At 51.0% G+C, this 12,572-nt stretch carries 10 protein-coding genes and 1 pseudogene; 1 reads left to right on the top strand and 10 read right to left on the bottom strand.

The genetic code is table 11. From position 1 onward, the window contains the following. Window positions 1–42: 42 nt before the first annotated feature. From K331_RS0109115 to K331_RS0109075, 9 genes are all read right to left on the bottom strand, one after another. Window positions 43–732: a hypothetical protein gene (locus K331_RS0109115; RefSeq protein WP_028590056.1), complete on the bottom strand. Its 690-nt coding sequence runs from the start codon at window positions 730–732 to the stop codon at window positions 43–45. Next, entirely contained in the window at window positions 729–2,180 is a 1,452-nt protein-coding gene (locus K331_RS0109110; RefSeq protein WP_028590055.1) for a hypothetical protein, read from the bottom strand. The genes K331_RS0109115 and K331_RS0109110 overlap by 4 nt, the downstream gene beginning before the upstream one ends. Window positions 2,181–2,237: 57 nt before the next feature. Beyond that, entirely contained in the window at window positions 2,238–4,013 is a 1,776-nt protein-coding gene (locus K331_RS29160; RefSeq protein WP_036634486.1) for a PP2C family protein-serine/threonine phosphatase, read from the bottom strand. 109 nt (window positions 4,014–4,122) lie between these two features. Continuing rightward, window positions 4,123–4,986 carry a PP2C family protein-serine/threonine phosphatase gene (locus K331_RS0109100; protein ID WP_051289737.1) on the bottom strand — a complete coding sequence of 288 codons (864 nt, stop codon included), beginning with the start codon at window positions 4,984–4,986 and terminating at the stop codon, window positions 4,123–4,125. Between the two features lie 12 nt (window positions 4,987–4,998). After that, window positions 4,999–5,523 (bottom strand): FHA domain-containing protein, encoded by a 525-nt coding sequence (locus tag K331_RS0109095; RefSeq protein ID WP_025680709.1) that lies wholly within the window; start codon window positions 5,521–5,523, stop codon window positions 4,999–5,001. 36 nt (window positions 5,524–5,559) lie between these two features. Next, window positions 5,560–6,102: an FHA domain-containing protein gene (locus tag K331_RS0109090; protein WP_028590053.1), complete on the bottom strand. Its 543-nt coding sequence runs from the start codon at window positions 6,100–6,102 to the stop codon at window positions 5,560–5,562. Between the two features lie 149 nt (window positions 6,103–6,251). Continuing rightward, complete coding sequence (locus K331_RS0109085; protein WP_028590052.1) at window positions 6,252–6,680, bottom strand: J domain-containing protein; 429 nt, start codon at window positions 6,678–6,680, stop codon at window positions 6,252–6,254. A 108-nt stretch (window positions 6,681–6,788) separates the two neighbouring features. Further along, window positions 6,789–7,214, bottom strand: a complete 426-nt coding sequence (locus K331_RS0109080) for a hypothetical protein (protein ID WP_028590051.1) — start codon at window positions 7,212–7,214, stop codon at window positions 6,789–6,791. A 116-nt stretch (window positions 7,215–7,330) separates the two neighbouring features. Continuing rightward, the gene (locus K331_RS0109075; protein WP_028590050.1) at window positions 7,331–9,499 is read right to left on the bottom strand and encodes a hypothetical protein; all 2,169 of its coding nucleotides are present in this window, start codon (window positions 9,497–9,499) and stop codon (window positions 7,331–7,333) included. A gap of 504 nt (window positions 9,500–10,003) precedes the next feature. Here K331_RS0109075 and K331_RS0109070 point away from each other — a divergent pair. Further along, window positions 10,004–12,082, top strand: a complete 2,079-nt coding sequence (locus K331_RS0109070; RefSeq protein WP_028590049.1) for a vWA domain-containing protein — start codon at window positions 10,004–10,006, stop codon at window positions 12,080–12,082. A 211-nt stretch (window positions 12,083–12,293) separates the two neighbouring features. On the opposite strand, the pseudogene K331_RS31415 reads toward K331_RS0109070, so the two are convergent. Next, window positions 12,294–12,422: pseudogene (locus tag K331_RS31415) on the bottom strand (transposase); the annotation flags it as partial. Window positions 12,423–12,572 lie beyond the last annotated feature (150 nt).

Genomic DNA, 12,572 nt, shown 5'->3' with positions numbered 1-12,572 from the left:
TCACAAGTCCTTTCTCTCCTGCTTGCCTTACTCTCCAGCTAATCAGTACAAAGAAATCGCATCCTGCTTCATCGTGTCATCCTCACCGACAATGCCGAAATGATGGCTCCAATAGATGCGCAGGTCAAATCGCGCAGGCAGAAATAAATCCAGCAGCAGCTCCACCTTGGTACGATTTGAGGTATTATCCTCCTGACCGATATAGATCAGCAGCTCATCCCGGTCGTGGCAATGAGCATAGATGATGGAGCGTGGAAAGATCCGGCGCAGGGTCTGCTTCAGTAAGTGGACAGCCTCGCCTGTCTCGTACAGTCGCAGCAAGCCTTCGGCTATTGCATCCTGCTCATGGTCATCCAATTGCGCATAATGCTGCTGAATCCGCTCGCCGAAGATACCGTTCAACAGATCACGGCGCACGAACCGGATATGATACTCACGCCGATTCATACCCTGCATCAGATCTGCCTCAGCCAAAAAATGCACTACGACATCGAACAGCGTCTCCCGAAGCTCCGCATAGCCTGCATCGTCAGCAGGGAACAAATCACGAAATATCGCGTAGAATCGATAATACGGATTAATCTCTACAACCTGCTCCGGTACGGTCGCGTTCAGATCCTCCAGACTCAGCTCCATATAAGGAGAAAAGCTGACCGCTGGCACAAAACGCAGCCGACTGTCGTCCATCTGCTCCTTCCTTGCCTTGAGCAGCACATCCCAGATGTAATTCACGTCCATTCCCCTTCGCACTTGTATTCGGGAAAATGCATCTGAACCTCAGATACGAGGAAGCTCATCAGATCTGACAGTAGATAATAAGGCACACTGAGCGCTGCCTCGCTCCGCTGGAAGCTGAGCATCATCACCTGCTTGCCTTGCTCGGAACGCACATTATCACTCATGAATGGGTTCAATGCGTAGGTACGTGTCAAGCCGCGATGCCCTTCCTCATGTTGGGCGTTGCCCATGTCAACACTCCGAATGCCTTGGCTGACTTTACTATCGCCTATGGAGCCTCCATGGTCTGCTGAAGTATTCACAGACCTGTAGCCCCTGCTATTATTGCTGGACTCTGACACGAATCTTCCTGTAGCTATCCGCTCTGGTGGAATAATGCGCACCCCTGTCAGACTCAAGCCTTGGGCAGCCTCGAACGAGTTCACGATGCGTGCAATCTCGGCCTTCGCTCGCACCGATACGGTCTGCTTGCTGGCATAGCGTCCGATGAAGCTGTCCTGCCGCTTGTTCGAGACCATCGGGTAGGTGTACCTGCTGAGGCGCGCAGTCATTGGCTTAGTGACCTTCAATACCTTCCACAAGCCGGATTTTTCGAGAGGTGTGACAATCGTCAGCTCCTCTGTTGATCTTTTCACATAACGGATGTCCTCCGCCGCCGCATGAATCAGATAGCCATGCTCTGTACCCGTCTTACGCAAGGACAGCACGTGCTCAAAGTTCACCCGATCCATGGCTGGAACCGGAAAACCCGTATTCTTCAGCTCCAGGCGCTCAATATTCCACAATGGAATGAGGTCAAGCCGTTTATACGGTTCGTAGTCTCCCAGCGAGACGAGAATCTCCCGAATCTCCTCATGGGGAGAGGGCTCTCCTTCTCCGCCAATCAGTATGCAATCCACAAATTTGTAGGCATAAGGGTGATGAATGGTCTTCCAGGGGATCCCGTTTTGCAGGAAGATATGGTACAGGTTCTCGATCTCTGTCACATAATCCACATTGCGCTTCAGCTTGATGGCGAGGGGGTAACGCCCCTCATCCGTGATCAGCGTTCCTTCAAACGTCACATTACTGTCCAGCAGCTCCTGAATCCGTTCGGTCTCCAACTCCAGAAATACACTGAATAGACGTAGCTCGCCGCCTTCCCGCACGACGGAGGCCACACCGCTAATGTCTAGCTGCCGTGGCTCTGCATCTGCAGGAAGCACCGGATAGAGGAATTCGTGAATCGGATCGTAGTCTTCGCGGGAGCTAAGCGATACATGGACATCGAATTTCTCCTCCGTATTCTCCAATTCCTCGAAGACTCGCTCCTCCAGCTTGCGAATCATCTCCTCCTGATACTCCACGAGATGCAGGAACACGCCACTCATCATATCCTTGAGCAGACGACGCTGCTCCAAATCCTCCATCTTGCCAAGTCGCTCCTGTACCAGCTCCTTCACCCGATAGGCCTCCTTTCGTAATTAAAGATTGTACAGGCGCTTCGCCTCTGCAGATGACTAATTATCCACAGCAGCTTGATTGTCCGAAGCTGCCTGCTTGCCACCTGTTTCCCCGGTACCCGTGGTTCCAGAATCGCCCGACTCATTCTGGGCCCCGGACGTCTGACCCGTTCCCGTTTGAGCAGGTCCGTTACTGGCAGCAGATGCAGCCTGTGCTCCCAAGTCCTGTGACCCGGCTCCCGGACTTGCCGCTACATCGAGTCCAGCTCCTGCATCCATAGACATGGCCTGACTTGCAGCACTGGCCTTGTCCTCGGCCTTGGCAATACTGCGCTCCATCGCCAGCACACTTTCCAGCTTGCCAATCTCCTGATAGATTTCCTGCGCCTTCGCGTAGGCATCCACCGCTCCTGCATAGTCCTCGGACTTCAACAGCCGCTCGGCCCTGGCCTCCAGCTTGCCCGCCTGGATCTCCTTGACCTCCTGATTGATTGCCTTCAGCTTACCCTCCGTATCGGCGAGCTTCGTCTGCAGCTCCTTCTGCGCCGCCGTATACTCCGTCTCCGTAGCTGCAAGATTCGCTTGCTGGTATAGCTCAAGTGCCTCCTGATAGCTGCCGCCCTGGAATTTCAGGTCGGCTTCCTTCTGCAGCGCTGCTACCTTGGCGAAGCCATCCAACTGGTCAATCTTCTTTTGAATGTCCTCGCCTTGAAATGGTGGATACAGGGCCGAATCCTTCAAGGCTTTTTCATAGCTCGACTTGGCCTTCTCGAAATCCCCATCTGCTGCATATTCATCTCCGTCCACCAGCGTCTGCGAGACCTTCTGCTCTTTGCCATACAGATTTCTGTGTACCTTGTCATTAATCTTGATCGCCGCATTTCGGGCTTCACTATAGGATTTGACTGCCTTCAAATAATCGCCGTTGCGAGCGTATTCATCACCCTGAAGAGCAGACTCAACCATATCCTCCAGTGCCTGGGCTTTCTGCGCAGCCTGTCTGATCGCCATATATGTAGCACCACCACCCAGGAGCAAGAGGACGACGAGCGCAATGGCAATTCGTTTGATCAGCTTACGCACATCCCGTTTCTTTTCCTGAAATATTTTATTAACGTAGATCGCTGCCGCTGTATAGTTGTTGACCACCCGCTGCTGTTTGCTCAGCAGTACCTCCTCCAGCGTGTCGGTCATTTCTGTCGCATCCTTTGATTGCTCAAGCGCTCCCAGCATTTCTGCCAGTTCTACGCCCTCCCACATCCCTGGTGTAGCTAACAGAAGCACATCCCCGTCAGCTAGCTGTGACTTCTTGGAGAAGGTGCCGTGAATCCGCCCCGGCTTACCCACATATTCCAGCAGATTGCCACGCTCCTCATGCGTGCTGGTCGCTTCCTCCGGGATGCGTCCATCATCAGCCATCGACTGGGCCAGACTATGATCCTTACTGCGAAAATTCAAGCGTCCTGCACGAAAATGGTACAATCGCACATGACCGCAGGAGACGTAGACCATTTTGTTGTAATTGGTAACAATCATCAGCAGACTCGTCTTCAATCGAACTCTCCTGCTCTCGAATTGCAGCCATTCCTGAGCCTCCTGCAGAGCACGAGCCATACGCCGCCTTGACATGGAGGGCTTCTCCATGAAGTTCTCCAGCATCGTCTTGACTGCCATCTCGGCGCTTCGCAGCTCCTGATCCGAGTCAAGTCCATCAGCCAGCACGTAGCAGGCCATATCATCCAGCTCGATATAGGCAAAATAATCTCGGTTATCCAGATATGAGCCAGCCTCGGATACGAAGGCGGTCTGAAAATCACTGTTCTCCTTGCGCATGTATACCTCCGTCTTTCAGCTCAGCATTGCATCATCTGAAGCGAGCATCCATGAGAATGGATTGGAGCCCCCAGTCGAATCGATGCAAAATGCTCACCTAGCTGTCTCTTCACCCACCACTTAGCAGAATGACCGTAGCATTATCTTGATGCTTCAGCCCCTTGCGGTGTACAGCCTCAATGATCTGCTCCGCGCTGTCCTGCGGTGGCAGTCCCTTACGCATAATTGTCTCTAGCTCAATTTCCGTTAACGCTTCATGAATGCCATCGCTGCATACCAGCACATGATCACCTGGGAGGAGCTCCAGCGGTGTATCCGCAATCTCCATACTGCTGAATCCCTCATACCCCAAATAGTTGATGAGATGGTAACGGACCGGGCTGTCCTTTGCTTCCTCAGCCGTCATCTGTCCAGCCAGCACCTTCTCTTCCAGCAGCACCTCAGCTGTATGCTTGGAATTGACAGGTACGAACTCCCCGTTCCGGTAAATGGTAATCATGCTGTCACCCACTGCACCGTAATACAGCTTGTTCTCGACCAGTACCACGACGGCAAGCGTTGTGCCCCCCCCTTGACCATTCAGCTGCTGCAAGATATTGCGATTCACGACCCCTGCAGTCCGATCAAGATAGGTTATGATCTCCTCCGGTCTTGTCACCTTGGCGTATTCTTTCATGAATGTGGTCACCGCGAGCGTGCTCGACATTCGGCCATTCGCCATGCCGCTGATTCCATCAGCGACAAGCGCCAGCGTGCCTACCGGGGTGGTCATGCTGGCAAAGTAATCGTCCTGCTCACTCCGACTGCCGATTGTCTGACCATTCCCGATCTGTACGCCACTCTCCTCGACTGGAGGCGTCTGCTTCGGCCTGCTTCGCGCTATGCTCCAGCGCAGCAGCAGCAGTACCAGAATCAGCACGCCTGCAATCAGAACCACGGTATATGGACTTAATCCCTGCAATTCCTGCACGATCTCACTTCCGTCCTAATTGTTGTTCTCCCATTCAAAATGAGGGCCGCAGAGCGGAATGAATATGAATTTGCTTCGCCCAAGCTGAATGACATCATAGGCGGCTAGCTCGGCCGGAGAGTAGACCGCTTCGTTGTTGTGATAAGCCAGCCCCGAGGAATCTCCCGGCAGCAGGTAGAAATTGCGTTTCTTGGGATCGTAGACGATCACGGCATGATTTTTGCGGGAAATGGTATTGTCACCAATGACGCGGATGTGCATTTCCTCAGCCCGGCCAATGAAATTCTTCTCAGCCATAATCCGGTAATCCTGACCGATCTGAGCACCTTCTATGCATACCAGCCAGCCTGTGACCGGGTGAATGCCCACCGTCTCGCCAAGATACGGCATCGTCTTGTCTTCTCCACCAGGGGCACCCTGATTTTGGCGCAATGGCTCGGCTGGGGGTGCCTGATTCACCACCGAATTACAGTAAGGGCACGTGGTTCCATGCTTTCGTGTGCTGAACATGTGTCCATTGGGGCATCTTGTCAAACTCATCTTCGTATCCTGCTCCTGTCTATCTCAGATATGTGTTTACTTGATCAACAAGCGGGTATTCGCGATGAACAGCAGATCTCCAGGGTGGATTGGCCGTGGCTCTCCACTCTCCAGCTTATCTGTCAGACTGCTGTTTGCCTCGCGTAGTCCTGTACCGTTTGCCGAATCGGTATCCTCAACGAACCATTTCTCACCCACCCGGTTTAATACGGCATGCTCACTGCTGATCAGCGAGGCATACTCACTGTCTGACAGATCAATATCCACTTCGCTGCCGGCGTGTATCTTTCCGATCAATAATGCGGTCTCGCCCTGGATATACCACTCCTTGACGGGCTCCCCCTCATCGTCCAACTGTACGAGCTTGGAGACTACCCGCTTCTCGGGCTTGGGGGCAGGTACTACTGTAACCATACTACCTACGAGATAGACCAGCGTGCAGAGTATGGCACCGGTAGCCACCCCGATCTTGAGACCAACATAGCCTGATCTGAAAAAGGTATAAAACGTTACAGCTGCCAGCAGTACGAACACAGCGATATCCAGTCCTATAATCCATCTGCTCCTGCTTGCTTGCACTGATTGCTTCCTCCATCTCTACTGTGCTCGTCGGCAGCTTCCCGTAAGTCCCTCTGCTGCTTCAACGTCGCTTCAGTTGCTACACTATTGCTATACCATCTGCCCGTTGCCATGGGTATTAACCTTGCATCGGGATCAGACACCGCCTGCTATCGTTTGCCAAAATAGCGGTTGAACAGGTCGGACACATCCATCGGGTTCGCTTCCTTCTTGGGAGCCTTCTTACCTGGAGTACCCTCGCCCGTCTTCGGATTAAAGCCGAAGAAGCGTTCAAAATCCACCTGCGTATTTCCAGGGTTGAAATCCGGCGCCTTCGCACGACTATCCGACTTCACGCCCGCCTTCTCCTCACGCTCCTGGTGTGGGCTACCCTTGAGCTTGGCATCGTATGCCTGCCGCGATGCTTCGTCACGCAGGGCCTCATAGGCTTCGTGTATCTGCTTGAACCTGCGTGCCGCTTCCGGGCTTCCCTGATTGGTATCCGGATGATAGCGCTTGGCCAACTGACGGTAGGCCTTCTTGATCTCCGCCGCCGAAGCACCCCGGCTGACACCGAGCAGCTCATAGTAATTGTCCATATGAATTGTCTACTCCCTCTCTGTCATTGGTCATCATGCTGTTTACTCGGCAATATAACATGAGAGGCCTTGCGGCCTCTCATGTTATCGCCTTCCGGCTGGTCCTGCTTATACCGGATAACCGCCGTCAATGGTTGCCAGCTCGGTCTTGTCCTTCTTCTGTTTGATGTACAGTGAGAAGGTACCTACACCCTCTTCATCTCCGAAGCTTTCGTTGTAATCTACAACGAATGCATTCGGGAAGTAGATTTTACGAACCACTTGGTCCGCAGCAATGACTTCCAGCGTAGCTTTACGGTAGCAATCCGCCTTCTCGGCAGGGACGAGCGACCACAAAGCCAGCTTCATCGTATCGTCTGCACTGTCACCGTCTGTAGCCGTGATGATCTTGCCGCTGATGCGCAGCGTAGAGCCTACATCAGTGGAGCGGGCATTGGAATCATCCGGTGTATCTGTGTCATAGATAACAGTCTTGATGTTGTCCAAGCCCAGCTCAATTGTTTCTTGACCTTCAACCTTCAATCTAAATCCCATGTGTTTGTCCTCCTTGATTCTCTTCGTAAGATTAGTTTGAGCGGAAGAACCGCTCGATTTATGTATAAAGGCAAGCCGTGATAGCATTGCCTTTAACACCTTGGTTAAGGTACGGATCATGCTTTAACAGCGCTGGTCCCCTTCGTAATCATGACCTCCAGGTTCTTCACGTTACCGTTGAAGACCAGGTCGATGTGGCATAGATTGCTCTTCTCATCAATCACGAAGCTCATATCGTCTCCGTCCTGAATGATCGAGTTCACCGAACCACGGTTCGACAGCCACTTGCTCTTCTGACTACTCGGATTGTTGCTGAAGAAGCGGACGATATTCTCATGCTTGAAGTCACCGGTCTGGTAGCGCAGAATCCGCTCTATATACGTGCTGACCAGTGTTTTGTACAGAGAATCGAAGCCGTCCTCGGACAGCGCCATGCTTCTGGCCTTATAGACCGTAATACGGCGGATATCCTTATCCTGCAACTGAGCATTCTCCGAGGAGAATACGAAGCCAAAGTTCTTGCGGTTGATCGCATCCTTAATGCTGTTCGTGAAGCCTGTGATCTCCTTCGCCATGGTCGTTACGGTACGCAGACTGTTGTCTCCTGCTTCAATATCGAAGCGAACGCCAGGGAAGTTCTTGTTCACGGTTCTGAAGGATTCTCGCAGATACTCCGGACACTGATAAGCAGCGACAAGACCTGCAGCCACATAGGCAGCACCGACATAGACGCCTTCAATCCACAGCTTCAGAATGTCCTCTTTCTCCTTGGACAAGGTAACGCCTGTCTCCGTCTGCATCATTTTGCTATCAATGATGACCCCCGATTTATCCTTCGGAATAATCGTGAAGTTCGGTACACACGGAATGGCGAACTCACTGTATTCCCGGCGCACCAGTGGGGCGCACTTGTCAATGTATCGTTCGATGCCCGAGGTGGCCATGCTGTTGAACGTGGTGTCCTCACCCGACTCGAAGTTGAAGAACATCTGAATTTTGTATTCCTGAACGACCTGCATCAGCATCGACAGCGTCTCCATCGAGTAGCCTCCGGTCTTGACGACCTTCTCATTACCCTTGAAGCGCTCACGAGATACCTTCACCTTGCCGATCGATTCCATCTCGATCGAAGGTACAATACCGAACCAGATCGTGTCGGAGAAATCATTCTTGGAGTTAACGGTATTCAGATAGGTCTCCAGACGCGGAATATTGCTGCTCTTGACCAGCATATCTGGCTTGTTATTCGCGATAAGCATGGTAGGGAGCATCCCTTTGTTCTTGGTTGCATATTGGTCGAAGAACATTTTCACACCGAGAATCTTCTCTACCAATGGCTTAACGGCTTTGACAAAATCATCCTTGGCGTTCTTGTAGAACTCCAGGTACGTATTGTAATTCTGTACCTCGATAGCCGTATCGACCTTGTTCTGCACCGCTGGTAACGGTACAAAAGTGCGCACGACCAGATCCTTCACATAGTCGGATGGCGTCTCGGTAATCGAGCTGTAGTCATCTGCGAATACCTCAGTCAATCCGTTAGTTCCGTTCTCATCCAGCAGCATCAGCTCCGTGCTGTCTGCCTTCGGCGCTTCCACGATCTTCAGCTCGCCGCCCTCACCAATGGTCAGGACACCAATCTGAATGGCTTCACCGCTATTGTCCTCCTGCGCTCCCCCAAGGAGCAGCCGGGTCTTGATATCCTCAATGGCCAGCGGAAGCATAGCCATGACATTGTTGTAATTCTGACTGGCTTCCTCGAACATGCCGTTCAGCTTATCGCCCATATCCAGCTTCTTCGGGTCGCCATCGTCCAACTGCTCATATTGTCCGTACAGATAATGGATCTCCTTGCGTACCTGACGGATATCATCCATGACCTTTTTCGGGGAGATCATATCGAGCAGATTCTCGAACTTGAAATCTACGTTCGTAATGCCCTGACTACGTTTCGTATCAATCAGCGTGAACAGCATTTTCAGGAAATCATTACTCTGATTGACCCGAATCTCCGAGATGCTATCCTCGTCAATACCCTCCGGCTTTTTAAGCGTATACACAACCTTCTGATTGGCAGCATTAAAAAATGAGTATACCGTCGGCGAGAACTTGTCCAAAAATTCATCAAAGCTACGGACCAGGAGGTGCTCGTTAATTTCTTTAATCTTGTCATCACTTAAGCTGTCAATGCCCTTTACATCCCCGACGATCGTAATCAAATCCAGCTTCTCTGGATTAATCTCCTCGAATAGCATCGTTCGGTTCGTTTGATAGATAATCTCCATAAGCAGTCGGCAATCTGGCTGGACCTACCCACAGGTCCTAATAGGCAGGACCTGACTTGCGGCCTGTCTTGCGCCTTCATGCCTCCTCCCCTCTCTGTGATTTCATAGAAAAGCTGGCCGAAGGTCCTTAAAACTAGTAAGTAAAACCTACTATTCCTTCTATTCCAGTTTCTTCCTCGTGTGAAATGTAATATAACGGAAGACCTATTTTTTTGTCAATTTCAGCGTTTTCTTCTTGAAACAGGGTAGAAATACTCATTTCACTACCTAATTACGAACATCCACTAGTTAATTAGAACTGAATCTATTGATGCACCTACATTTTATGGAACAATTTGCCGATAGTTATCTATTGTTCTTACTAAAGGATTATTTTGGAATAGAATATAGTAATTCTCACAGCAATTAATTACTTACTATTTTTAGATTCCTTTGTCCATAAGGGTTTTTGAGTAATTTAGGAGTACATGGGGTTTTATTCTACAGGAAGGAGAGTTTACAAATATGAAAAAGAGGTTTGTGACTATTTTACTGTTTTTTTATTTTTTCTCAGGCAGCATGATTTTATGGCCACAAGAGACTCACGCAGATACTGTCTCCTCCGGTTATGATGCTGTATTCGTACTGGATACCAGCTATTCCATGCGTGAAACGGATCATGACGAGATCGCCTCTGAGGTGATCAATATGTTCATGGACATGAGTGATGCGGATCGCACCCGAGTGGGCTTTGTTGCCTACAATCACCGGATTGTAGCTTCTAGACCCCTTACCTCCATTGCCGTGACCTCACGTAAAAATCAATTGCAGCAGGAGATCGCAACTCTCAATCGCTCAGGTTACACCGATATTGGACTTGGCTTGAAAAAGGGGGCCGAGCTACTTGTGTCTGGCACGCAAAACGGACGACAGCCGTTTCTGATTCTCCTCTCTGACGGAGAGACAGACTTCGGGCCGAGCTCAGGACCACGAACCAAGGCGGCCTCGGCCAAGGATGTCAGCTCCGTTATTGATTCAGCGCAGCGTAACCAATATCCCATCTACACGATTGGACTTAACCATACGGGAACCGTTAACCGTGAGGAGTTGGAACGCATCGCTACTGAGACAGGCGGCAAGTCATTTATTACAAGCAGCGCGGATGATCTGCCTGAGATATTTAATCACATCTTCGCCGACCAAATTCGCTCCAAGCTTGTTCCTATAGCCGGGATTACAGCAACAGGAGCTTTGCAGGAAATTACGGTCAATATCCCGGATTCCAGCATGGAGGAGGCTAATCTCATTCTGCTCTCTGAGCATCCGGTGGGGGAGGCCCAGCTGTATGCAAGTTCTGATAACATCCGGCGTTACTTGTCTGACCGTTATACGATCCTGAAGATTGAACGACCCAAGCCAGGCCAGCTCAGCCTCAAGGTTCGCGGTCAGCGTGGTGATCTGATCAAGATCAACCTGCTGGGGAACTATCTCCTCGAGGCCAATGCCTATGTGAAGAGTACGGGCACTAATGTTACTGGGACTAGCGGCAATAGCGATAAGGAGCTGTTGAAAGGAGCTCCCACGACCTTTTCTCTGGATATATTGAATCAGGAGGGGCAAAGGCTGGAGGATGAAGCGCTCTACAAAGCAGCCCAAGCAGAGTTAATCATTACAAATACGACTGCATCGGATGCTGCCCCAACAAGCGAGCGAATTCCTATGACACTTACGAACGAGGGCTTCTCAGTGGATTATACATTTCCTCGTTCAGGCGAATATACGTGGCAGATTCAACTGGATAGCCCGCAATTGTACAGACATAGCACGATTCATCAAGTCACTGCCGTTAATACAGCTCCAGTCGCGGCAGATCAACTGAATGCTTCTGTGACGACGCAGGACGGCTTGGCGCGTGTTGAGCTATCGGAGTATTTTCAGGATGCGAATCAGGATAGCTTAACGTATACGCTGGCAGCTTCCGGCGAGAGCTCGTCGCTAAAGCCGTCTATCTCGGGCACAGCACTGCTGCTCGCAGCTACGGGTCGGGACCGCATTGAGATTACGGCAACAGACACTGAGGGAGCTGCTACGACAGCGGTTCTTCAATTGCACGTTAAGTCCGAGTATGCAACGATACAGCTGATTAGCATCATTGCAGCCCTTGCAGCAGCTGCTGCTGTAGCTCTGTATATATTTTTGCGGCCCAAGCCGCAGTTTGCCGGTAGGCTCGAAGGTTACTTTTTGACAACGGCCAGTGGCATTGAAATTCCGGTCAAATCTTGGCCGCTTACCTCCTTCCCTGGACGTACCGTGACGCTGCAGGAGCTGTTCCGATTGCTGGATGTACATGAGCCGCTGCCTGAAGCGGCCCGTATTACCTTTACAGCAGGTAAGGACGGCTCGCTGATCTTTAAGCACGATACTCGCTGTGCTGTCCAGCATGGCAAGGCCTTAATCGCGCGCAACAAGAAGCTCGTCCTGCTATACAATGACAAGCTTTATATTACCTTCGAGGATGGCGCCACTGAGATTGAGCTGCGTTATAAGGCTATCAAGCCCAATACCAATGTGTATACTGATGGAATCCTGATTCAGACAGGATAACCCGCTCTAGCAGGGCGAATTGCAAGGGGCCAAATGATGTAGCGGGAGGACTGCGTATCATGATGCAGCTCTATTGATTGACACACACGTAATAGAGCTGTCCCTTAAGTAAATATCATGCTGGCGGAGACAGGTTCTTTCTCTTCTCCAAAGCGTAAAACGCCAACAGAGCAGCGATTCCCCGTTATTGGAGAATCGCTGCTCTGCGTTTTTAGTCATTTGCAGCTTGCTTCAATAGATTATGGGCGAGCGAAAGCCAACCGACCTCCAGCGTCACTTTTTCGATGCCGCGAAGCAGAAATCGCCGGAAGCCCCGGTTGCTCATCAGTTGTCCAAGAGATGTTTCTTTTTTTGTGTTTTTAAAAGATGGAGGATGGGTCCCCAGCTTAAACAGTGGAGAGGACGGACTGATTGTGGTAAAGCGGCAGCGGTTGCCTTTGTCCCCGGATTTTCACCGCTTGGGAGAATAAATAAAATCTGGGGACAACAG

Origin of the sequence: Paenibacillus massiliensis subsp. panacisoli DSM 21345, from assembly GCF_000426545.1 — a bacterium.
GTDB lineage: Bacteria > Bacillota > Bacilli > Paenibacillales > Paenibacillaceae > Paenibacillus > Paenibacillus panacisoli.
The sequence above is the reverse complement of the archived record's forward strand: the minus strand, read 5'-3'. Positions and strand labels throughout refer to the sequence as shown.